Here is a 21,103-nt window from a genome sequence, read left to right on the forward strand (position 1 = left end):
AGCCCATGCGTTATTTTGCATTGCCAGATTTAGGGGAAGGTTTGCAAGAAGCCGAAATCGTTGAATGGTACGTCAGCGAGGGCGATACCGTGGCCATTGACCAGCCGTTGGTCGCGGTCGAGACCGATAAAGCCATCGTCGACGTGCCCAGTCCCCAAGCCGGCACCATTGGCCAGTGCTTTGCCGCCGTTGGCGACAGCGTCAATGTCGGTGAGCCGCTGGTGGAATTCAAGGGGGCAGGGGCCGACGACAAGCACAGCGAGCAAACATCTGGTACCGACAAGGCGACGGTGGTGGGGGAGCTGCCGCAGGATGCGGCGGTAAAAGAGGATCGCTTTACCATTGGTGCTGCGCCAACCGCAGCGACCGGCGTTCGCGCTTCTCCCAGTGTGCGGGCACTGGCGCGGCGCTTAGGCGTGGAGCTCAGTGGCGTGGCGGGGAGTGGCGCAGATGGCCGCATTACGGCGGAAGACGTTGAGCGTGCTGGGCGTGTAAATGCTAGCCATGGGCCGAGTCAGTCTCTGTCGGGCGTGCGCAAATCCATGGCCAAAAACATGGCGCGTGCTCACGCGTCTGTGGTTCCTGTCACCTTATTTGATGAAGCCGACGTGACAGAATGGCAGGCTCAAGAAGACATCACGGTGCGTTTGTTGCAGGCGATTGCCGCGGCGTGTCAGGCCGAGCCGCAGCTTAACGCTTGGTTTGATGACCAGCAACTGCGACTGTTGCAGCAAGTGGATGTTGGCATTGCCGTGGACACTGAACAGGGGTTGTTTGTGCCTGTGTTGCGCGACGTAGCACAGCGACCAGCCGAGGATCTGCGGGCTGGGCTGGCTCGATTACGTGACGATGTGAAAAATCGCAGCATCCCGCCGGAAGAGCTCCGCGGTGCCACCATCACGCTGTCGAACTACGGTTCATTGGCCGGTAGCAGCCAAGCGGCTGGCAGCTTTGGCACCCCGATTGTGGTGCCCCCCACCGTGGCAATCGTCGGCGCGGGGCGTATTCAGGAAAAGCCGATGGTCAGCATGGGAGAGCTGTACGCTGGCAAGACACTGCCATTGTCGCTGACTTTTGACCATCGTGTGGTGACTGGCGGTGAGGCGTCACGCTTTTTGGGTGCGTTAATCGCCGACTTGCAGCGCGAGCCGGCGGTGATTGATCGCTAGTGTCCTGAATCAGAAGTTCGCATGCTTTCTCAGAACACTAATCATGATCACTGTGTTGAAAACTGTCACTGCCATGTTCGCCGGCCCAGGCCAGCAGCATGGCGTGCACGCGCTCGTCACAGGTCATTTGCTGCAAATCATTAAGGCCATTTTCTGCACGAATCAGCTCTAAGCTGGACTCGCGCTGACAGGCGTCATAGAGTCGATCTAACATGCATTCTACTTGCTCCACATCATCGGTCATTACCTGGCTGATTTGCAGGTCTTCCTCCAGCTCCCTAATGACCGACCAGCAAGTCTCACCGCGCTGATACAGGGTATCTGGGCTGATGCCGTGCAGGTCCGTTAGGGCGTAATCCCAGTCGTGCCAATCATCCTCGGGCTGAATCAACGTGGTTTTAATGCGGCCATCGCTGAGACTCCAGGCGATGGCGATAGGGTGGCCATTGTCCTCCCAGGAGCTGGCATCAATGGCAATAAACTGTGGTGCAATCATGGGTTGTTCCCCTGGCTGGTGATGGAGCGGCGCCAGTGTGCGAGGGAGTGAGGGCGTGGTCAAGTCTGTGCAGCGCTACCCGTGACTCGGATGCCCAGCCTGTCAGCGCTGCTGCGGTTAACGCTGCGTTAGGATGGCCGAATATCGGCCTCTTGGCGCAGCAAGGCATCGAGTGTGTCGACCACCTCGGCCCAGTCGGAATCTTGTTCCAGTGCTTCTTGCAAAAAGCTGCGCTGCGCCGCACTGAAAAAGGGTAAATCCACCAATGCCGCGCCTGGGGCGATGGGTTTGTGCTGCTCTAAAAAGCGTTCAATGCCTTCATCGCTATTGTCCAGGCCCAGTTGCGAAAACAGGGCGGGCAGGTCGTGAGCTGAGGTATCCATGCAAGTCTCCCGGTGGCGTGTTTAGTGGAAGTCTAGAAGCGCTGCGTCAGTCTGCAATGACGGCCGCCCCAGCTGGCGAAGGTGGCGAAAATGTCCAGCAAGCGCGGCACCTAAGCTGGCATAGCGTCTGACTCGCAATTCGCCTTGCTGCTCGAGTGATAGCAGCAGGCCATGGATGGCTGGATAGTGAACATGGGAAATCCGCGGAAACAAATGGTGTTCCAGTTGAAAATTCAGACCACCCAATGCCCAGGTTAGCCAACGGCTATCGGTCGCGAAGTCTACGGTGGTGCGCAACTGATGGTGGGCCCAGTCATCACTCAGCTGGCCATGGCTAACTGGGGGAAAGTCCGCTTGGTCCACCACATGAGCCAGCTGAAATACAATGGCGAAGACGCTGCCCAACACCGCATGCATTAGTAAGAAGCCGGCCACCGTAGCTGACCAGCCCAGCCATTGCGCGGGAAGCCACAAATACAGCAGCAGGTATAGAGCTTTTGAGAGCCAGAACTCGATATGGTCCCAGCGCGTCAGTGCATGGCTGAAAGGGCGTTGCCCAATTTTTTGGCGCCAATAGGCTTTGTAGTCCAGTACAAAAAACCAGAACAGGCTGGTCAGTGGGTACAGCAGCCAAACATACCAATGCTGCCAGCGATGGAAGCGGTAATGAGGTTGGTGTGGGCTCATTCGTAGCAGCCCCATGGCATCGATGTCTTCATCCAGACCATCCACATTGGTGAAGCTGTGATGATTGCGGTTGTGCTTTTGGGCCCAGTAAAAGCGGTTGCTACCAATCAGATTAAAGCTGCTGGCAGCGAGGCGATTCAGCCAGCTGCGCGAGCTGAAGGAGGCGTGCGCACCGTCGTGCATGATGTTAAAGCCGACCAGCGCCGTGGCCAGACCATGCAGTGGCCACCACAGCCAATGCCAGTGTGGCAGCAGTGCTAGCAAGGCATAGCTGCTGACATACAGCACTAAAACAATGGCGGCTTTGCGCCACAGCTTAATGTTGCCTGTTTTAGTGTGCTGTTGCCGTTGGAGTAAATCGCTGACCTGATCAGATAAGTGCTGATAAAACTGGCGGTCAGTCGGTGCGAAGCGAACCTGGGTCATAGTGAGCATTTCTTATTGTTGTGGCGCTATCCTAGCGATATTGGTACACGGGTACAAATGCAAGCTAGTTTTCAAAGCCGGATTGCTGTTGTCGAAAGTGGCGCGGTGATACAGCCAGCCAGCGGCGAAAGGCACGGCCAAAATTAGAAGGGTCGTTATACCCTAGGCGGTGAGCAATCTGGTCGATGCTGAGCGGTGTATTTTGCAAATAGTGCATGGCCAGTTGGCAACGTGCGCTTTCCACCATTTGTTGGTAACTGGTGAGGAGTTCTGCCATTTGTCGGTTGACGGTCCTAGGGCTGCTGCTGAGTTGCCCTGCGAGCATCGCTAAGGTAGGAAAAACCTGTTGTTGCAATAGCTGTGAACGCACGCGTGTGGCCAGGTCTTGTTGTACTGCCATGGCACTGAGATGAGCCTCGCACTCCACCTCAGCTTGGCGGCGGTTGAGCAGGCTTACACCTGTGATTGGGCGAGTAATTAGATCAATGGGCAGGCATAGCGCATTGCGTGGTTGGTTAAAGGCGACAGCCAGTTGTAGCTGTTCTTCGTAGCGCAATGTCAGGGTTTGAGGGGATTCTTTGAGCTGTACCAAAGCGGGAAGCGCATCGTCACCGCCTAAATCACGCAGCAGCGTCGTTAGCAGTGCCAGTAAGTAGTGCTGAGCGAAGCTAGAGACGACGGGCATGTTACCGCTTTGGTGAATCTCTATAATCAGCTGATCCTCATGCTGCAGGCAACGGAACTTGCCCAACAAGCTGAAGTTATTGACGTAGCGTATCAACCAACTGAAGGCATTTTCCCAAGTGCTGGCGGCATGAAACACCTGTCCAGCAAACCCACGTAGCGCTAATGGAATGCGAGCACCATGAATGAGCCCGAGTAATGGCTCTTCGGTTACAGATACAACCTTATGAATAACGCGCTGTAGCACTGCTCCGGTAGCCATGCCGGTTAGCTGCAATTGCGTGGGTGAGATCTCGGTGGTAGGTGCGCCTAGTGCATGCAGTGTTTCAATTAAATAATTCAGATGCTGCTGCGCCAAGCGTGATGGTTGCTTATTTAGCGATGATGGTGAGACGTTCATTTCAGAGCTGCATGACGTGAAATGACAGAAAGTGTTACAGGTTATGCTCTTTCCCTCAATGCGCCTTTAGTTCATAGTTCTGGCTTGGGCTTGGTTGCACACTAACAAGGCGCAGAGTTTAATAAAAACACTAGCGAGTCAGTGCTTACACATACAGGTCTGCCCCCGTGCTGCGAATGGCTGGCTGTCACCGACGAGTGCGGCAGTAGTGGCAAGCGCGGGTAGGTAATAGTCTGGGACTGACCGCCAAAGGCCCTGACAAAAACAACAACAGAACCATGGGAGACTGAGCTGTGGATGCTTCATTCTGGGATGGAAAGCGCGCCCCTGGCGTGCCAGATACGATTGATCTGAGCGAGTTTAATGCCGTTGTAGAGGTGATCGAAGGGGCGATGCAACGCTATGCTGACCGCCCGGCGTTTACCAGCATTAATTACACTCTGACATACCGTCAAATTGACGAATACAGTGCTGCTTTTGCCGCCTATTTACAAAATTATACCAACTTGAAGCCCGGTGATCGCATTGCTATTCAAATGCCCAATATTTTGCAATTCCCCATTGCAATGTATGGGGCATTGCGTGCGGGGCTAGTAGTGGTTAACACGAATCCACTCTACACCGAGCGAGAAATGCTGCACCAGTTTAACGATTCAGGTGCTAAAGCACTCGTCTGCATGGACGTGTTTGCGCGCTCGGTGCAAAACATCAAAGCCGATACCGGTCTTGAGCACATTATTGTGACCAGCCTGGCCGACATGTTGCCATTGCTGAAGCGTACGGTGATTAACGCCGCCGCGCGTTACATTAAAAAAATGGTACCTGCCTACTCTTTGCCTGAAGCGATATCCTTCCGCAAAGCGTTAGCTCAGGGACAACAAGCGGGTCCGCATCAAGCCAATTACATTCGTGACCCTGATGCGACCATTATTCTGCAATACACAGGCGGCACTACTGGTGTTGCTAAAGGTGCAGAGCTGACCAATCGTAACTTAGTTGCCAATATGCTGCAGGCCAAAGCGCAGCTCAGTCAGCAAGACGAGCATGGACAAACGATCAAGCCAGCCGACGGGGCCAAAATTGTTGCACCCTTGCCGCTATATCATATCTATTCATTTACTGTGCATTTAATGGCGCTGTTTAATATGGGCGACCATAGTATTTTGATCGCCAACCCGCGCGATACCAATATGTTTGTGCGCATGATAAAACCGCATCAATTAACCGGTTTTATCGGTCTCAACACTTTGTTTGTGTCGCTGATGCAGCACCCTGAATTTGCACAATGTGACTTTTCCAAGTTGAAATTGACGTTATCGGGTGGCACCGCGTTGATGGATGACACCGCACGGCGCTGGAAAGAGCTGACCGGTTGCGGCATCTCTGAAGCTTATGGTCTGACAGAGTGTTCACCGGCCGTGACGATGAACCCAGCCGGTGGCCTGGAGCGCATGGGAACCGTCGGTCAGGCCGTACCGGCGACAGCGTTGAAATGCATTGATGACCAAGGTAATGAAGTGCCCATCGGTGAGCGCGGTGAACTGTGTGTGCAGGGCCCACAAGTAATGAAAGGTTACTGGAATCGTCCGGAGGCCACCGCTGAAAGCTTTACTCCAGATGGTAAGTGGTTCCGCACTGGGGATGTAGCCATTATTGATGATGACGGCTTCGTTAGCATTGTGGATCGAATTAAAGACATGATTTTGGTGTCTGGTTTTAATGTATATCCCAATGAGATTGAAGATGTTGTGGCCAATCATCCGGCGGTAGAAAATTGTGCTGCGATTGGCGTTCCTGACGATAAGACCGGTGAGGCTGTTAAGTTATTTGTCATTGCTAGTGATCCAAATGTTACGGTTGATGACCTTCGTGCTTATTGCCGAGAAAATCTGACAGCTTATAAAATCCCTCGTCACATTGAGTTCCGTGAAGAGTTGCCGATGACTCCGGTAGGTAAAATCTTGCGGCGTGAGCTGAAAGATGAAGAAGAGGCGAAGCGAGAAGCCGAGCCTGCCTGATGGTTGATGATGCCGGCTCTGTGCCGTCACCAGCTGTGCTGGTAGGTCAGAGCTGGGTCAAATGACTCAGTGCTTTGTGAGTTAATATCGCCAATCAGCAACGCGCCGTTCAGGCGCGTTTTTATCGGCTGGATAAGCTGAACTGTAAGTCCATGATCAGTGTGTGTGTTGTTTTCTCTGCTGTTGGCGTCTCCTGTTGCCACTGGCACTTTAAATCCCCCATTAAGCGGTTTTCGGCAATATGTTGTGCCAGTGTAAAGCCATATGGCTCTTGCCGGTGATTTGATAACGTTTGCTTAACTTGAATAAAACCAGAGCGACCGTCGGTACCCGCTTTGATCATGAGTTGTTGTAGCTGTGGCCAGTTTTCCTCTGGTACTAGCAACTCCAATACAAAAGAAAATAACTCAGCATTTTCCTCCAGCACCAAGGATAAAGGCAAATCAGCGGATTTTTCTTTGACGGGAATGGTTGTGAGCCAGCGCTGCAAATGCAGGGATAAGTCCATTGTTTGAGTGTGATCGTCGATAATGATGTGTAAATAACGCTGAAAAATATCTAACCTGGTTGGGTGCTGTTGCTGGTGCAGCGTTAGTTCTTGTAGCAGTAGCCGGTTTAAGCTGTTGTGGCGTTGATTACTGAGTTGGGTTCGACAGCGCTCCAGTTGCTGCGATAGGCGTTGCATGGATAACTTGGCACGCATTTGCTCGTCGTACAGTTCCTCGGTGCGTTTGGCTACCTTATTTTCGAGGTTAATGGTGAGCTCTTCGGCTTGCTGACTGGCGATATGTTGTTGGGTTTTATTGACCATGCAAATTAAAATATTAGCGGGTCGATTTTCTTGGTAGTCAGTGATTTGAAACGTCATATCAACGTAGCATAACTCGTCTCGTTTGTTGAATATCTGGTAGGTATCAAATACTCGTGGAATACGCCCATAGAGTAGTTGGTGTAGTCGCTCTTGCTGCTCGGTAGCATCGGGGCCGTTGATGAGAGACAGCAGCATTTCCATCGGATGCGGAATCTGTTCCAACTCCAAGCGGGTGAGCCCCAAGTGCGTAGCAAAATGACTGTTCGCGTCAAATTGATCTTGCTCGGTGTTGTATTCGCATAAACCTAATGCAGCGTTGTCGATGGCAACGGCCAGCTTTTCTTTGGTGTTTTTCAGCTCTTGCGTCGCAGCCTGCTCGCGTATGACATCTTGCTGCAACTTAAGTCGCATTTGGTTGATGGCGTCAGCGACATCATTAAGCTCATCTGCCTTCCCTCTAATCAGGGAAAGATCCAGGGGATGCTCTAACTGGTGCAGTGAAAATTGTCCGGCCCACTCTGACATGCGCTGTAAGCGCCGAGTTAGTAAGCGGTTTACAATGAATAGAATAAAAATCGAAACAGAAAAGGTTTTAATAAATTGTGTCACTAAAATATTAATGGCTTTGCTTTTTAATTCAGAAAATAGTGTGGTGTAGTCAATATCAATGTGAAGCGTACCTAAGTTGAACTCGCGCTCGTTGCTTTGAAAGAAAACCTGAATGTCGTGGCGGATATCAGCACCTTGCATGACATCTCCGGCAGAAAATAGGGTGCCATCGGAGGACTCGATAAACACATAGGCGACACCAGGAAAGTTGAGGATGCCGGTAAGCTGAGCTTCCAGCTGGGGAATATCAAAATTCCATAAGCTGTAGCTGATGCTATCAAGGTAGCTGCTACGAATTTGGTGGATATTCTGATCATAACTACTCAGACCGCGCTTATAGTCGCTAAATAGAATAAACGCCGTTGTCGCCAGTGTGACCAAGAAACTAAATGCCAGAATATAAGATAACAGGCGCCGTCCGATACGTGAGCCGACTTGTGCATTGGGGCGGTGCTGTTGCTCGTGATCTTCGCTTTGCTGTGCCGTCACATGAATGCCCTAGTCACGCAATGAATGGATTCGGTACCCTTGGCTCAATCGATGCCACACGTCGCTAACACCAACGGTGCTGTACAGTTGGGCGCCAAAGCGATTGTGTTTTTACTATAGCTCTGATGCGGTAAACGGCCAGATTGCAGCTGGGCTTAACGGCTCTGCATGAAATAGTTATGCCATGTTAGGGGGTAATGAGTGGTATCAGGGGACAATCTTGATCTGTCACAACAAAAAAACAGCCCAGAGCGGATGCACTGAAATGGCTTGATCTGCATCAAAACAGGGCAATGGTGGCCGGCTATTCTGAGCGCAACTTGATTGAGCACGAAACTTAAGGAGTGCGTAATGAAAATGCTGAAAACCCTAGTGGCAGCGTCTATTGCAGCAGCGTCAGTGCCAGCGCTGGCTTATGAAGCCGGTGATATTATCGTTAAGGCAGGTGTGGTGAATGTTGCACCTAAGAGCGATAACCTGAAGCTGGACGGTGTGGGTACGGTGGAGGTAAAGGACGATACCCAGCTGGGTCTGACCTTAACCTACATGGTAGCGCCACAGGTTGGTGTTGAAGTTCTGGCGGCTACGCCGTTCAAGCATGACATTGAGCTGGAAGGCGACAAAATTGGTGATACCCAGCATTTGCCACCAACCGTGTCGGCGCAGTATTACCCAATGAGCCCTGCTTCTAAGTTCCAGCCTTATGTCGGCTTGGGCGTGAACCATACCTTCTTCTTTGATGAGAGTGATTCCATTAACCATTTGGGTAAAAGCTGGGGATTGGCTTTCTCTGCAGGTATGAACTACGAGATTGCAGACAGCTTTATGGCGAATGTTGGTATCTGGAAAATGGATATTGACTCCGAGTTGGATGGTAGCGGCAACGATGTAGAAATCGATCCGCTGGTAGTGATGATTGGCGGCGGTATGAAGTTCTAATCTTTCGCTTGCTCCTGCCGGTGTCATGCCGGTTTGTTCGGCGCCCCTGCCTTTATGGTTGGGGCGCTTTTTTATGAGCGCTGCCATATTAATGAATGCTGTTGTCGACAAGTGCCAGGCTGGCTACGCAGAGCAGTAATGTTGTGGCAAATCACAACTGTGTTGTTATGCCTGGGTGTGTAGCCGCCTACAACAGTGGCGCTAGCAATCGTGCTAGTCGTGCTAACAACTGTTGGTGCCAGCGAGTGCTGACTTGTGCCGATGTCGACTGTAAGAAGTCTTGCTGCAGCATGGCTTCCACTTGTTTGGCCAGGGTTCGGTCCTGTATCAGGGCGTTCATTTCAAAGTTAATGCGCAGCGAGCGGTTATCTAAGTTGGCGCTACCAACGGATACCAGTTCGTCGTCAATGAGCATCACCTTCTGATGCAGAAAGCCCGCCCGATACGTCGAAAAACGAATGCCGGCCTGACTGAGCTCTTCGATGTAGCGCATCATCGCCAGCTGTACCACGCGGTTGTCGGTCTTTTCTGGCACTAGAACGCGCACATCCACGCCGCGCAGCACTGCCAGTTGCAAGTTGCTGATCACGGCCTGATCGGGCACAAAATAAGGGCTTACCAGCCAGCAGCGCTGCTGTGCGGCTTGAATCATTTGGCAAACAAATAAGCTGGCGGACTCAAATTGATCCGCGGGCCCGGGGTTAATACACATCACGGCTTGCTCGCCAGCTTTGGGGGCCGCTTGCCATTGTAGCTCGGGGTCACGACCGGTGGCCCAGTGCCAATCTTCGGCAAAACCCAGTTGAAAGCTCAGCGCGGCTGGGCCTTGGATGCGCAAGTGTGTATCGCGCCAGTTAGCGCTGAGGTATTCATCGCCGATGTTGTAGCCACCGATAAAAGCGACTTGCTCATCGATGATGACTAGCTTGCGATGATTACGAAAATTCAGCTGCATGCGGTTGCGCAAGCGAATGGGGTTAAAGCGCGAAAACTCAATGCCAGCAGCGCGCAGCTGGCGGCGGTAGTGGCGGGTAAGGCCATGGCTGCCGATTTCATCAAATACGATGTAAATGCGAACACCGGCGGCGGCTCGGTGTTGCAACACCGACAGTAGCCGCTGTCCAAGGTCATCGTCGCGAATGATATAAAACTGCAGGCAAATACTGTGTTGAGCTTGATCCAGCGCCTCGAACAGGGCGGCAAAGGTTTGCTCACCTGAGGTGAGGAGCTCAACTTTATTGCCCGTGAGCATCGGGCTTCGAAACAATGCTAACAGCGGGCGAATGGTCGCGTTGGCGTCACGGCGGTAGGGCAGTAACTGTTGTTCGACGCGCGCACCTATTCCGGTCAGGTGGCCATCCACCCTTTGCCTTGCACGGCGATAGCCTTTCAGTCGGCGCGAACCAAACAGTAAGTAAGCAGGCAGGCTCAGCTGTGGAATCACCAACAGCGACAGCATCCACGCCAGCGAACCTTGCGCTGTGCGACCGCTCCAGAGGGCGTCAATGGCAGCTACAAGCCCTAGGGGGTAAAGCAATAAAGACCAGGTCAGCCAGTCCTGAGTCAGCATGGTCTCTCCTCAATCATGGGCCTGTCACAAATGGCAGGCCCAGCGAGTCAAGACTATCAGGTTTTATCAATCAAGCGCATGAACTCGTTGCGGGTAGCGGCATCTTCGCGGAAGGCGCCTTTCATGACCGAGGTGCGCATCATCGAGTTCTGCTTTTGCACACCGCGCATCATCATGCACATATGCTGTGCTTCAACGATGACGCCGACGCCGCGACAGCCCGTGACTTCTGATACCGCATCTGCGATTTGCTTGGTCATGTTTTCTTGGATTTGTAGGCGACGGGCAAACATATCGACGATGCGAGCAAACTTCGATAAGCCCAACACATGGCCATTGGGCAAATAGCCAATATGGCAGCGGCCCAAAAAGGGCAGGGTGTGATGCTCACACAGCGAGTAAAATTCGATGCCTTGAACCACCACCATTTCGTCATTGTCACTGCTGAATACAGCGTTATTGACGACTTCCTTGAGCTCCATGTCGTAGCCGCTGGTTAGGAACTGCATGGCTTTGGCAGCGCGCTTGGGGGTATCTAGCAGGCCTTCGCGTTCTACGTCCTCACCCAATTCGGTGAGCACCTGCTGATAAAGGGTTTCCAGTTTTGACATTATCTGACCCTGATGGTTGGGTGAATACCTGAGTAGTTTACTCAAAAATATAAAAATTATACAAACATTATTTTCTGTATAACTATTGTTCGATGGCATGCCACGCTAAAGGTCGCTGCCACGGTGTCAAGAAATGCTGTAACGCTGTTTGATCGGGTGCGTCGCCAGCCCAGCCGATGGTAACAGAAGCAGCGTCGACCTGAGTCTGAGAATTAGCTGGCAACAGGCTGCTGACTCGGCGGGCAATGGCAGCGCCGGAGTCAATCCACCGTACTTCCGGAAAATGCTGCTGCAGCTGTGATGTGAGCAATGGGAAGTGGGTGCAGCCCAGTACCACATGGCGCAGTTGGCAGCGCTCTATCCAGGGGCCCAGCAGCTCGGGTAAGGCTGTGGCCGCTTGCTGCTGATAAACCCATTGCTCGGCCCATTGCACCAGTTCAGCACTGCCCAATCTATGCACTGGGCTGGCACCAGCGTGATCTTTGATCAGTTGATCTAAGTAAGGCCTTTGCACCGTGGCCGGTGTGGCCAGTACTCCGATCGCTTGGCCTTGAGCCAGCTGCGCTGCGACCTTGACCGCCGGTACTACGCCGACCACGGGGATTTGCAAGCGTTGACGTAGGGAGGGCAGCACCAAGGTGCTGGCCGTGTTGCAGGCAATGACAATCAAATCAATGTGCCAGGCCAAAGTGGCCTGTTGACACAGCGTGACGACGCGCTCTTGCAGGACTTCATCGGCGAGTTGGCCATAGGGAAAAAATGCACGATCCATCAGGTAAAACAAGTGCGCATTGGGCAGCTGTTGTACTAGGTGATCGGTCACACTGAGTCCACCCACGCCAGAGTCAAATACCAGAATGTTTGCCGTCATTGTTGCTATAGCTCGTCACTGCCGTGAAGCCAAAGCGCGGGATTTTATCAGCTCCAGCGGGTGAATGCTTGCCTGTCTGTCGGCAGAATGATACACCAACCACACTCTATCATTGCCGGAGTCGTCGTGGATCTGAACCAATTGCTGGCCAATGCCCGTCGTAACGAAGCCTTGCTCAAGCGGCTACAAGCCTACGAACTGGAGTTGCTGGCATGCCAGAGTTGGGCAGACTGGTTGCGTTGCCTGCTGCAACGGCTACCGCAACAATTTGGACTTGATGCCATCAGCCTCTCTCTGGTCGATGGTGATGGTCAGCTACGCCAGTCCATGCACCATAGCCTTGATATTGATCAAGCCGAGTTGTTGCAAGGAGTGTGCTTCGATGGCGAGGCCGTGCCAACAAAGACCCGAGTACTGGCACCAGCAGCGCCGTATCACTCTGGTTTGATGTTGCCGTTGCAGCGTAATCAACGTCCTCTAGGCCGCATATGTTTGTATTCCTATCAACCTGAGCGCTTTCAAGCTGGCATGGCGCTGGACTTTATGCAGCATTTGGCGGCGGTGGTGGCGGCATGTTTGGAGCTGGTGCACAAAACCGAAGTGCAGGCGCGATTGGCTCTGACTGACCCGTTAACCGGTGCAGAAAATCGTCGTGGCTTTGCGCGTGCGTTTCAGCGCGAATGGGCACGAGGTCAGCGGCAATATCATGTATTTGGGTTGGTGTTGTTGGATCTTGATCATTTTAAACGCATCAATGATCAGCATGGCCATGCTTGTGGCGATCGTGTCCTAGTGGCTCTGTGTCAGACGTTGCAAAGACTGCTGCGACCGACAGATCATCTCGGGCGTTTAGGAGGGGAGGAGTTTGCCATGATTCTATCTGGCTGCCGTGCGCCTGAACTGGCTGACGTGGTCGAGCGTTTACAAACCGCCATTGCCGCCCTCAATGTGCAAACAGATGAGGGCCAGCCTCTGGCGGTCAGTGCCTCTGGCAGTTATCTGACGGTCACGCCTCGTGCCCATCGCGAGGCACATATGGACGAGTATCTGCAGTTATTGGATGGCTGGCTTTATCAAGCCAAACAGCAGGGGCGCAATCGCTTTTTAGATGCGTCTCATGGCGGGCATGGGAAACCTAGCTGATCTGGGTCAGCGCAGACACAGCGGCTCTGTTCTATGGTGGTATTACAGCCATGATGAGAATGTTTATGAGCGACCATGAATCGCATTTGCCGTTAGTTGTGCCGCCTGCGGCGGAAGAGAAAACTGCGCACCTGCCCTACGGCGAGCGCATGTCACGCACGACTTACGAAAAGCAAAAGCAGCAGCTGCAAATTGAGCTGCTGAAGATGCAAGGCTGGGTGAAGGAAACCGGTCAAAAAATTGTGATTGTGTTTGAAGGGCGTGATGCCGCCGGCAAAGGCGGTGCCATTAAGCGCTTTATGGAGCACTTGAATCCACGGGGTGCGCGTGTAGTGGCGTTAGAAAAGCCGACCGAGCGAGAGCGCAGTCAGTGGTACTTTCAGCGCTACATCAAACACTTGCCCTGTGATGGCGAAATCGTATTATTTGACCGCTCCTGGTATAACCGTGCTGGCGTCGAGCGGGTGATGGGCTTTTGCGACAACAAAGATTACATGGAGTTTATGCGTGAGGTGCCGGAGCTAGAACGCATGTTTGTGCGCTCGGGTGTGCACTTATTCAAACTGTGGTTTTCGGTGAGTCGCCATGAGCAGTTAAGGCGCTTCCAAAAACGTCAGGTTGATCCACTTAAACAGTGGAAGTTGAGCCCTGTGGACTTGGCATCCCTTGATAAATGGGATGATTACACCGAAGCCAAAGAAGCCATGTTTTATTATTCCAATCATATGGATGCCCCTTGGACTGTGGTGCGCTCTGACGATAAAAAACGGGCGCGCTTAAATGCCATGCGTTTTATTTTGAACAGTCTGGATTACACCAATAAATCCACTGAGCTTGAGCTAGAGCCCGACCCTTTAATCATTCAACCGGCCGCCCAGGCCATGGATTGCTGAGAACGCCAGCTCGGTGTCGTTGATGTTGGCTTAAGCGGCACATAAGTTTTGTGGGCGAGAGCCCTCTGGCGATTCATAACGTGCACCGAATTATTTAGAGGTTTCCTTCATGCATACGCGCCCGTATTTCTCGCAAGCCAAACGCGTGGTCGATCACTTTTGTCAGGAAATTGGCCCAGAATTGATGGACCAATTAGGTCCGACTCACGTCGATGCACTGACGTTGATGATCGAGTCGGCTTTGAGTAGCAATGCTTATCATGCCTTGCAAGTGAGTGTGAACGAGCTGGAGGCATTGACCGAGCGCACCCGTAGGCGCATGCCCGGCCATATCGATTAGTTGGCGGGCTTGAAGGTCAGGCTAAAGCTCACAGGCACTACTTCCGCGATGCTGTCGAGCTTGGCGATGTCGCGTAGCTCCCTAATGCCGCGGCTCAACGCAAAACTATCAGCATGCACGAGAACAGGGGTCAAGCTGTTTACTGTGGTGGTGCCGTCAGCCGCCGGTGTGACCATCACTGTGGTGCGAAAACTTTCTTGGTTGCCATGCAGTGCTAACTGACCTTGCAGCTCATAGGGCTGCGGTGTGTCGGTGTTCAATACCGCTGCTGGAATGGCAGCACGGATTTCAGCGTGGCTGAAGTCGCCGACTTGAAATAGCAACTCACGCATGCGCCCATCGCGAACGGGAATACCCGAGTCAATGCTGCTTAAATCGATGCGAACCAAGGCTTCACCGCTTGAGCTAACGGAGCCCTGCAGGTGCTCAAAGCGATGGTTTTCGGCTAAATGGGTGTTTTTAAAGCTGACAAAGCTCACTTCAGATGGCTGTGTTAATTGCCAGTCGGCCATCGCCGCTGCTGGCAACAGAGCGCAGCACAGTGCGGCTGAAATTAACGGCTTCATGTTGCAGTCCTTAACTAGTCAAAGTTGCTGATATTAGTGCAGCAAGGTCACATTGGGGAAACGATACGCCACCAACCACTCCAGTTCACGCACAATGGCGGCTTTGTGTTGCTGCTCCAGCTGCCAGCGCTGTTTATCGAGGCGGAACTGCTCGCGTTTGTCGAGCTTCTTATAGTCATCCAAAATGGGCATGTCGGAGGTTTGCTGATGGTGATTGCGTATTGTCGCCAGTTCATCCATGCCCCAAATGGCCGGGTCCAATGCTTGCACCAAATAATGAATGCGTAAAACGCCTTCGGTGATTTCGCACTGCTCTGCAATGACGGCACGAGCCACAAACTGCACGTCGTTCATCAGCTCCAGCTGCTTATTGCGCAGTGCCTCGGCGGCGGCCACTTCTTCTTGCTGTTGGCGCTGTTGCATATCCTTAACTCGGCGTGTCAGCGTCCAGGCATAACCGGCCAACCCTGCTACGATGGCCACGGCGATCAGGATTAAAAAGGTCGTCATCTTTCTGCCATGTTCTCTGTGTGAGGCGGCATGATAGCCAGCCGCGCCAGGCCATGCCAGTCAGTGAGTGTCAGGCTGGCAATTCTGTGTTTTTTCGTTAGTCTGATAAGTTATGACAACTGTAGGAATTAAACCATGCTGGTGAATAACATCTGGGTACGGGCTTCGGGCGATTTAAATGATGTGCCGATCAGTATCCAATACCGCAAGGACTGGCAATCTGCCCAGCAGATGGGCAATTACCACCAGTGTGTGCAGATCGCTTGGAACGCGACCACCCGTGATGACAGCAGCGGCTTTCCCGGCGCTGAAGAGCAACAACGCATCGTGCGCTTTCACGAGGCATTGCAAGCGGTTTTGGAGCCACAAGAAAACGCCGTGGTGGTGATGATGATTACCCACTCTGGCGTCAATCAATGGATCATTTATTGCCAAGACCTGTCGCAGCTGGAGCAGGACTTAAACCGCATCCCGACCGACCAAGGGTTATACCCGATCGAGGTGGTGGCTGACGATGATCCTCAGTGGCATACCTTTAGTCAGGTGTATCAGGCGATTCAGCCTCAGAGCTAGCTTTCAGTGCTGCTAAGGCAGCCAATTCTTGTTCTACTTGGGCCGGTGTTTCCAAAGAAATCCGGCCTATTTTGCCCGCTCTTAGCTCATGCAGTGACACTTCCGCGCCTTTGTGCGTATCGGCGATGCCGCCAGGTTTTAAGCCGCCGCGTTTGCGGCTAATGTCATCCAAGGCTTGCTCTGCGGAGGCGGGGAGCGCCTTCAACTTAAAACGCTGCTGCAACGCCTGTGGGTAATTGTGCAGTAAGTATTCTAAAGCGAATAACGCCACGTCCTGATACTCAATGGCCGTGTCTTTAACGGCACCGCTGGCAGCTAAGCGATAGCCGCAGCTCTCTGGTTCAAACTTGGGCCAGAGTATTCCTGGCGTATCGGACAGCACCAAGCCATTTTTCAGATCAATCATCTGATTGGCTTTCGTCACGGCTGGCTCATTGCCGGTTTTAGCAACTTGGCGCCCAGCCAGTGCATTAATGAGGGTGGATTTGCCGACATTGGGAATGCCCATGATCATGATGCGCACCGGGCGCTTGCGCTCAAGTCGGTGCTGACCGAGCTGCTTGCACAATTGCACCACCTGTTTGACCTGAGACTTCTGCTCCGCTACCAACGGCATCGCCCGCACTTGATGTTGCTGCTCGAAATGAGCGACCCACTGGCGGGTGACCTTGTCGTCGGCTAAGTCGGCTTTGTTCAGCAGCTTGATGCAGGGCGTGTCGCCGCGCAGTTCATCGACCAATGGATTGGTGCTAGAAAACGGCAGGCGGGCATCAAGCACTTCAATTACCAGATCAATGGCTGGCATGGCTTCGGCAATTTTCTTGCGCGCTTTGTTCATGTGTCCGGGGAACCACTGAATCGCCATGCTGAGGTGCTCGTCTATTGAAAAAGGGCGCATATTGTAAAGCAGTCGACCTCGGACACAAGGGACGCCTGCCGCGAGGCGGATTAGTTATTTGTCAACTTTGTTTTATAGCATTTACGTATATCACTGACCTTTAGCTGTCATACTGCGGCATTATGGTGGTCTGCGGGTCGTGGTTTGTCATTTTTATGGCGCCACACCCAGACTGCCTGGGAGCTCGGGCGGGTCCCTGACATCGCTACTTCCAGGCTGCGCTGCAGTGATATTGGATGAGGAGGTCATCATGGACGTCTTACCAGACGATTTTGCTCGTTCCGCCAAAAAGCAGGGGCGCCAAGCCTCGGCAACTGTTTCCGGCCGCCGTCGCAGCGGCTTTCTGGTTGGTAACCGCTTTGTCTTTTCTGATCAAATGGAGCTGCTGTGGATGCAGGCAGGCCCCGGCGAATTCCGGGAACTGCGCATCTGGAGAAAATAGCCTTAGGCTAGCTTGTAAATACCGACTCGCTCGAGCCATTCGCTGCAGTGGATGGCTCTTCTGCCACGGCGGGTGCCGCGTCTGCCTCTTGCGGCTCGCTGGGCGCTTGCTGCTCTGAAATCTCAGCTTTTTGCGGCTGGGTTTGAGACGACGCTTTTTTCGAATCAGCCTGTTGTTTGGCGCGTTTGCGTTCTTCTTTGGTGATCTGACGTTCGTGATTGGCCCAAACACCGGACTTAAACTCAATGCTGTGCACGCCGTTTTCTTCGGCAATTTCATCCGCCAGCTGTCGTGCGGCTTCGTCGGCGTCGCGCGCCATCAGTTTGCGCTCGCCTGCTTCTAAGCGAGCAAATAAGTCCAGCAGTGCGGTGGACAGAAGCTCGCTGGCCAGTTCGTCACGGCTTTTTTGGAAGCGCTTGGCAATACCGCTGAGCATTGCCAGATCACTGGCATCCAGCCGCACATGCAGGCTTGCCAGGCTCAGTTCGCGCTGTTGGCGCGCTTTTTCTTCTTCGTAGTACCGCTCCAGCAATGATTGCGTCATGCTGATGTCTTGAGTCATAAGGCTGCTCCTGAAAAAAAGGCTACTTTAATGGCCGTGCCGGTGGCTTCGCAAGGCCGTTCGCCGCGCTACCGTGAAAGCCACGGAATTGATATTCTGGCCGCAAAATTAAGGAGCATCCGCATGATTGCAGAAAAAATTGCCGAAAAGCTGGCGGCATTGGCCCCAGAGGTGTTGGATATCGTTAATGAAAGCCACATGCATTCGGGCCCAGCCACAGATTCGCACTTTAAAGTAGTGATTGTCAGCGCCGCCTTTGAGGGCATGCGCCCGGTGGCGCGTCATCAAAACGTCTATGGATTACTCTCTGCTGAGCTTGAGGGCCCAGTGCATGCACTGAGTGTGCACGCTTACACGCCGAGCGAGTTTGACCCTCAGACGGTACCGCTGTCACCTAATTGCCGCGGCGGCAGCAAAGTCGGCTGATTGTCAATGACTGTGGCTGCACAGGGTGCCTAAGTTCGGCCACCGCTGGCGGTCAGTAAGGCTGGCAAGCTGTATCAGCATCTCTGAGCTGAGGTAACGATATGATAATCAAATGGCTGACGCTGTTTACCCTGTGCAGTTGGCTTGCCTCGATCGCGTATGCCGACACCGACTGGCGGCGTGTGATTGACGATCAGGAGAGTGATGTTCAAGTATGGCTGCGTCCGGTCGAGGGATCTGCGTTGCAGGCATTTCGGGGCGAAACTCGCGTCAAAAGCCGTTTGACCGCGGCGGTAGCTTTGCTGGAAGACAATGCCGTGGCTCCTCGGTGGATGCACAATTGTGGCGGCATAGAGGTGATTGAGCAGGTGTCGCCGACTCAGGCGGTGTCGTACATGATATCTGAAGCGCCTTGGCCCGTGAGTGATCGCGATGTGATTGTTGAAACCCAGATTCGTCAGTCGGATCTGGGGGTGGTAACGCTGACAGTGAACAGTCGCGACGATGTCTTGCCAGTACATGACGAGTTTGTTCGCATCCCCAAGATGCAGGGCTTTTGGCGTTTTACCCCGCAGGCCGATGGCTATTTAAAGGTTGAATATCAAGCACACGCTGACCCAGGCGGTAGCTTGCCGTCCTGGCTGGCCAACAGCGTGGTAGAGGAGACACCTTATTATACGCTTAAAGCCTTTCGGCAATGGGTGCAAACGCCTAAGTACCAAGAAGCGGAACGTTCGTTTATTCGCGAGGTCACTGTGTCGAAAACGACTGCACCGCATTAACATGACATTCAATGAAAGCTAATAAGATGAGGTACTTGCTGCATGGTGGCGCATAAGTCATTAAGTGACAGCGATATTTCCCGCATTATTGAAATGGCTTGGGAAGATCGCACACCGCTAGATGCTATCGAAAAACTGTATGGTTTAAACGAGCCGGCACTGCGACAGTTAATGCGTCGTGAGTTAAGACCATCGTCATTTCGTTTATGGCGCCAGCGCGTTAGCGGGCGCGTGACGAAGCATCAAGCGTTGCGCCCGGCCGGCATTGAGCGCGCCTACTGTCCGACCCAGTACAAGCATAAATAGGGTCTGCTGTGATCAGCGTCACCCAACGTCGCCTGTAACATAACTGTAATATTTAACTCCTAGACTGCCGCCAAAATTTTCAGTTGGTAGTTGAGTGATGACCTTTAAACGCGCGCTGTTCGCTTTCGTTACCAGCTGGTTGCTGGCCCATTCTGCGCTTGCTCGGATGCCCGAGCCGTTCACGGATTTACCCTACGACGATGAAGTCGAACTGTTCGCCATACATGGTTCCAATACCATTGGTGCGCATCTTGGTCCTGGTTTGGTCAAAGCGTATTTGCAAGCCAAAGGCGCTGAACAGGTAGAGGTGGTTGCTACCGGAGTCGCCAACGAGCACTGGGTGCAAGGCCTGCATCCTGCTTCCCGCAGTCAGGTCAAAGTTCGTATTGAAGCGCACGGATCAGGCACTGGCTTTCGCGGCCTTGCCAACGGCAACGCGCAAATTGCCGCCGCCTCTCGCCCCGTTAAAGACAAGGAAGCGAACGCTCTGGCGCAGTTGTCTAACATGCGCAGCCCTCAATCCGAGCACATTGTCGGTATTGATGGGTTGGCGATCATCGTCAATCCCGCCAACCGCGTGGATGATTTGAGTGTGACTGAGCTGGCCGATATTTTTGCTGGCCACTATCAGGATTGGTCCGAACTGGGAGGATCAGCTGGGCCGATTCGTGTTTATGCCCGTGATGACAAATCCGGTACTTGGGACAGCTTTCGTAGCATGGTGCTGGGAAAAACGCGTCAGCTGGTGAGTTCAGCACAGCGCTATGAGTCCAATGATGTGTTGTCTGATGCGGTTGCCGGTGATCCTAACGGCATTGGCTTTGTGGCACTATCGGCGGTTCGCAATAGCAAGGTTGTCGCGGTGTCAGACGGTGGTGCTAAATCTCTGATCCCCAACAAACTGACGGTTGCCACGGAAGATTACGCTTTATCGCGGCGCTTGTATTTGTATACAGATGACGAGCCCTCCAACCCGTATGTCAGCGAATTTATCGAGTTCGCGCTGGCCGACCAAGGGCAGCAAATAGTAGCGGATAATGGCTTTGTATCGCAGGAACTGAAAGCGGTGGTGCCGGAGTTTTACCCGCAGCTACCGCAGGATTTTCGTCAATTAACGGCGGGCGCTAAGCGTTTGACGATTAACTTTCGTTTTTACGAAGGCAGCGCCACCCTCGATAATAAAGCGCTGAGCGATGTCGATAGGTTGATTGAGTATCTGGAAAGCATGTCAGACCCCGAGATCATTTTGATCGGTTTTAGCGACGAAAAACGTAACGAGGAACGCTCTGAGTTACTGTCTAAGCTGCGTGCCATGGCAGTGCGACGTGAGCTGGTAAAGCGTGGCGGTATTTACCCGAAAGAAATCGTTGGTTATGGCGTGAACTTGCAGGTGGCCTCAGGCAATCGCAAAGAAGGGCAGATTAAAAACCGTCGTGTTGAAGTGTGGCTGCGTGACAACCCAGTATTGGCTTCTGAGTAATCCTAAAAAAGCCGCTGCA

General features: G+C 52.9%; 24 protein-coding genes. 12 read left to right on the forward strand and 12 right to left on the reverse strand.

Annotated features, from left to right (window positions below; genetic code table 11):
• The first annotated feature begins 5 nt into the window (after window positions 1-5).
• Window positions 6-1,169, forward strand: a complete 1,164-nt coding sequence (locus IE090_RS01895; protein WP_189386640.1) for a dihydrolipoamide acetyltransferase family protein — start codon at window positions 6-8, stop codon at window positions 1,167-1,169.
• Between the two features lie 37 nt (window positions 1,170-1,206).
• Here IE090_RS01895 and IE090_RS01900 read toward each other — a convergent pair whose 3' ends face one another.
• From IE090_RS01900 to IE090_RS01915, 4 genes are all read right to left on the reverse strand, one after another.
• Window positions 1,207-1,665, reverse strand: a complete 459-nt coding sequence (locus tag IE090_RS01900; RefSeq protein WP_189386641.1) for a hypothetical protein — start codon at window positions 1,663-1,665, stop codon at window positions 1,207-1,209.
• 128 nt (window positions 1,666-1,793) lie between these two features.
• A complete protein-coding gene (locus IE090_RS01905; RefSeq protein ID WP_189386642.1) occupies window positions 1,794-2,048 on the reverse strand; it encodes a DUF2789 domain-containing protein in 255 nt (84 codons plus the stop codon).
• Window positions 2,049-2,069: 21 nt separating this feature from the next.
• The gene (locus IE090_RS01910; RefSeq protein WP_189386643.1) at window positions 2,070-3,161 is read right to left on the reverse strand and encodes a fatty acid desaturase family protein; all 1,092 of its coding nucleotides are present in this window, start codon (window positions 3,159-3,161) and stop codon (window positions 2,070-2,072) included.
• 64 nt (window positions 3,162-3,225) lie between these two features.
• Window positions 3,226-4,245 carry a helix-turn-helix transcriptional regulator gene (locus IE090_RS01915; protein WP_189386644.1) on the reverse strand — a complete coding sequence of 340 codons (1,020 nt, stop codon included), beginning with the start codon at window positions 4,243-4,245 and terminating at the stop codon, window positions 3,226-3,228.
• A 293-nt stretch (window positions 4,246-4,538) separates the two neighbouring features.
• Between IE090_RS01915 and IE090_RS01920 the strand changes: the two genes are divergently transcribed.
• The gene (locus IE090_RS01920; protein ID WP_189386645.1) at window positions 4,539-6,263 is read left to right on the forward strand and encodes an AMP-binding protein; all 1,725 of its coding nucleotides are present in this window, start codon (window positions 4,539-4,541) and stop codon (window positions 6,261-6,263) included.
• Between the two features lie 121 nt (window positions 6,264-6,384).
• On the opposite strand, the gene IE090_RS01925 is transcribed toward IE090_RS01920, so the two are convergent.
• Window positions 6,385-8,172 carry a hypothetical protein gene (locus IE090_RS01925; protein ID WP_189386646.1) on the reverse strand — a complete coding sequence of 596 codons (1,788 nt, stop codon included), beginning with the start codon at window positions 8,170-8,172 and terminating at the stop codon, window positions 6,385-6,387.
• 351 nt (window positions 8,173-8,523) lie between these two features.
• Here IE090_RS01925 and IE090_RS01930 point away from each other — a divergent pair, with 351 nt between their 5' ends.
• On the forward strand, window positions 8,524-9,111 hold the full coding sequence (locus tag IE090_RS01930) for an OmpW/AlkL family protein (protein ID WP_229815350.1): 588 nt from the start codon (window positions 8,524-8,526) through the stop codon (window positions 9,109-9,111).
• 187 nt (window positions 9,112-9,298) lie between these two features.
• On the opposite strand, the gene cls is transcribed toward IE090_RS01930, so the two are convergent.
• From cls to murI, 3 genes are all read right to left on the reverse strand, one after another.
• Complete coding sequence (gene cls, locus IE090_RS01935; RefSeq protein ID WP_189386647.1) at window positions 9,299-10,681, reverse strand: cardiolipin synthase; 1,383 nt, start codon at window positions 10,679-10,681, stop codon at window positions 9,299-9,301.
• Between the two features lie 56 nt (window positions 10,682-10,737).
• Window positions 10,738-11,292, reverse strand: a complete 555-nt coding sequence (folE, locus tag IE090_RS01940; RefSeq protein ID WP_189386648.1) for a GTP cyclohydrolase I FolE — start codon at window positions 11,290-11,292, stop codon at window positions 10,738-10,740.
• Between the two features lie 82 nt (window positions 11,293-11,374).
• On the reverse strand, window positions 11,375-12,163 hold the full coding sequence (murI, locus tag IE090_RS01945; RefSeq protein WP_189386649.1) for a glutamate racemase: 789 nt from the start codon (window positions 12,161-12,163) through the stop codon (window positions 11,375-11,377).
• Between the two features lie 126 nt (window positions 12,164-12,289).
• Between murI and IE090_RS01950 the strand changes: the two genes are divergently transcribed.
• From IE090_RS01950 to IE090_RS01960, 3 genes are all read left to right on the forward strand, one after another.
• Entirely contained in the window at window positions 12,290-13,306 is a 1,017-nt protein-coding gene (locus IE090_RS01950; protein ID WP_189386650.1) for a sensor domain-containing diguanylate cyclase, read from the forward strand.
• Between the two features lie 65 nt (window positions 13,307-13,371).
• Complete coding sequence (gene ppk2 / locus IE090_RS01955; protein WP_229815358.1) at window positions 13,372-14,199, forward strand: polyphosphate kinase 2; 828 nt, start codon at window positions 13,372-13,374, stop codon at window positions 14,197-14,199.
• A 109-nt stretch (window positions 14,200-14,308) separates the two neighbouring features.
• Window positions 14,309-14,539, forward strand: coding sequence for a hypothetical protein (locus IE090_RS01960; protein WP_189386652.1), 231 nt, complete (start codon window positions 14,309-14,311; stop codon window positions 14,537-14,539).
• Here the strand turns inward: IE090_RS01960 and IE090_RS01965 are convergent.
• Window positions 14,536-15,105, reverse strand: a complete 570-nt coding sequence (locus IE090_RS01965; protein WP_189386653.1) for a YceI family protein — start codon at window positions 15,103-15,105, stop codon at window positions 14,536-14,538. The two genes, IE090_RS01960 and IE090_RS01965, sit on opposite strands and share 4 nt — an antisense overlap.
• A 33-nt stretch (window positions 15,106-15,138) precedes the next feature.
• Complete coding sequence (locus IE090_RS01970; protein ID WP_189386654.1) at window positions 15,139-15,615, reverse strand: DUF2489 domain-containing protein; 477 nt, start codon at window positions 15,613-15,615, stop codon at window positions 15,139-15,141.
• Between the two features lie 135 nt (window positions 15,616-15,750).
• On the opposite strand from IE090_RS01970, the gene IE090_RS01975 reads away from it, so the two are divergent.
• Window positions 15,751-16,188, forward strand: a complete 438-nt coding sequence (locus IE090_RS01975) for a DUF695 domain-containing protein (protein WP_189386655.1) — start codon at window positions 15,751-15,753, stop codon at window positions 16,186-16,188.
• On the opposite strand, the gene ylqF is transcribed toward IE090_RS01975, so the two are convergent.
• Window positions 16,151-17,053 (reverse strand): ribosome biogenesis GTPase YlqF, encoded by a 903-nt coding sequence (ylqF, locus tag IE090_RS01980; protein ID WP_189386656.1) that lies wholly within the window; start codon window positions 17,051-17,053, stop codon window positions 16,151-16,153. The genes IE090_RS01975 and ylqF overlap by 38 nt on opposite strands.
• Window positions 17,054-17,336: 283 nt before the next feature.
• Here ylqF and IE090_RS01985 point away from each other — a divergent pair, with 283 nt between their 5' ends.
• Window positions 17,337-17,528 (forward strand): hypothetical protein, encoded by a 192-nt coding sequence (locus IE090_RS01985; protein ID WP_189386657.1) that lies wholly within the window; start codon window positions 17,337-17,339, stop codon window positions 17,526-17,528.
• A gap of 7 nt (window positions 17,529-17,535) precedes the next feature.
• Here IE090_RS01985 and IE090_RS01990 read toward each other — a convergent pair whose 3' ends face one another.
• Entirely contained in the window at window positions 17,536-18,090 is a 555-nt protein-coding gene (locus IE090_RS01990; RefSeq protein ID WP_189386658.1) for a hypothetical protein, read from the reverse strand.
• A 123-nt stretch (window positions 18,091-18,213) separates the two neighbouring features.
• Between IE090_RS01990 and IE090_RS01995 the strand changes: the two genes are divergently transcribed.
• The 4 genes from IE090_RS01995 to IE090_RS02010 all read left to right on the forward strand — a co-directional run bounded on the left by IE090_RS01995 (window position 18,214) and on the right by IE090_RS02010 (window position 21,084).
• A complete protein-coding gene (locus IE090_RS01995; RefSeq protein WP_189386659.1) occupies window positions 18,214-18,516 on the forward strand; it encodes a BolA family protein in 303 nt (100 codons plus the stop codon).
• 101 nt (window positions 18,517-18,617) lie between these two features.
• On the forward strand, window positions 18,618-19,298 hold the full coding sequence (locus tag IE090_RS02000) for an START domain-containing protein (RefSeq protein ID WP_189386660.1): 681 nt from the start codon (window positions 18,618-18,620) through the stop codon (window positions 19,296-19,298).
• A gap of 42 nt (window positions 19,299-19,340) precedes the next feature.
• A complete protein-coding gene (locus tag IE090_RS02005) occupies window positions 19,341-19,604 on the forward strand; it encodes a TIGR03643 family protein (protein WP_189386661.1) in 264 nt (87 codons plus the stop codon).
• 97 nt (window positions 19,605-19,701) lie between these two features.
• Entirely contained in the window at window positions 19,702-21,084 is a 1,383-nt protein-coding gene (locus tag IE090_RS02010) for a substrate-binding domain-containing protein (protein WP_189386662.1), read from the forward strand.
• Window positions 21,085-21,103 lie beyond the last annotated feature (19 nt).

This window comes from Bacterioplanes sanyensis (assembly GCF_014652515.1).
Taxonomy (GTDB): domain Bacteria; phylum Pseudomonadota; class Gammaproteobacteria; order Pseudomonadales; family Oceanobacteraceae; genus Bacterioplanes; species Bacterioplanes sanyensis.

Coding starts and splice junctions, on each gene's coding strand:
- IE090_RS01895 (WP_189386640.1), top strand. CDS start 6: ATGCGTTATTTTGCATTGCCAGATTTAGGGGAAGGTTTGCAAGAAGCC.
- IE090_RS01900 (WP_189386641.1), bottom strand. CDS start 1,665: ATGATTGCACCACAGTTTATTGCCATTGATGCCAGCTCCTGGGAGGAC.
- IE090_RS01905 (WP_189386642.1), bottom strand. CDS start 2,048: ATGGATACCTCAGCTCACGACCTGCCCGCCCTGTTTTCGCAACTGGGC.
- IE090_RS01910 (WP_189386643.1), bottom strand. CDS start 3,161: ATGACCCAGGTTCGCTTCGCACCGACTGACCGCCAGTTTTATCAGCAC.
- IE090_RS01915 (WP_189386644.1), bottom strand. CDS start 4,245: ATGAACGTCTCACCATCATCGCTAAATAAGCAACCATCACGCTTGGCG.
- IE090_RS01930 (WP_229815350.1), top strand. CDS start 8,524: ATGAAAATGCTGAAAACCCTAGTGGCAGCGTCTATTGCAGCAGCGTCA.
- cls (WP_189386647.1), bottom strand. CDS start 10,681: ATGCTGACTCAGGACTGGCTGACCTGGTCTTTATTGCTTTACCCCCTA.
- folE (WP_189386648.1), bottom strand. CDS start 11,292: ATGTCAAAACTGGAAACCCTTTATCAGCAGGTGCTCACCGAATTGGGT.
- murI (WP_189386649.1), bottom strand. CDS start 12,163: ATGACGGCAAACATTCTGGTATTTGACTCTGGCGTGGGTGGACTCAGT.
- ppk2 (WP_229815358.1), top strand. CDS start 13,372: ATGAGCGACCATGAATCGCATTTGCCGTTAGTTGTGCCGCCTGCGGCG.
- IE090_RS01960 (WP_189386652.1), top strand. CDS start 14,309: ATGCATACGCGCCCGTATTTCTCGCAAGCCAAACGCGTGGTCGATCAC.
- IE090_RS01965 (WP_189386653.1), bottom strand. CDS start 15,105: ATGAAGCCGTTAATTTCAGCCGCACTGTGCTGCGCTCTGTTGCCAGCA.
- IE090_RS01970 (WP_189386654.1), bottom strand. CDS start 15,615: ATGACGACCTTTTTAATCCTGATCGCCGTGGCCATCGTAGCAGGGTTG.
- IE090_RS01975 (WP_189386655.1), top strand. CDS start 15,751: ATGCTGGTGAATAACATCTGGGTACGGGCTTCGGGCGATTTAAATGAT.
- ylqF (WP_189386656.1), bottom strand. CDS start 17,053: ATGGCGATTCAGTGGTTCCCCGGACACATGAACAAAGCGCGCAAGAAA.
- IE090_RS01985 (WP_189386657.1), top strand. CDS start 17,337: ATGGACGTCTTACCAGACGATTTTGCTCGTTCCGCCAAAAAGCAGGGG.
- IE090_RS01990 (WP_189386658.1), bottom strand. CDS start 18,090: ATGACTCAAGACATCAGCATGACGCAATCATTGCTGGAGCGGTACTAC.
- IE090_RS01995 (WP_189386659.1), top strand. CDS start 18,214: ATGATTGCAGAAAAAATTGCCGAAAAGCTGGCGGCATTGGCCCCAGAG.
- IE090_RS02000 (WP_189386660.1), top strand. CDS start 18,618: ATGATAATCAAATGGCTGACGCTGTTTACCCTGTGCAGTTGGCTTGCC.
- IE090_RS02005 (WP_189386661.1), top strand. CDS start 19,341: ATGGTGGCGCATAAGTCATTAAGTGACAGCGATATTTCCCGCATTATT.
- IE090_RS02010 (WP_189386662.1), top strand. CDS start 19,702: ATGACCTTTAAACGCGCGCTGTTCGCTTTCGTTACCAGCTGGTTGCTG.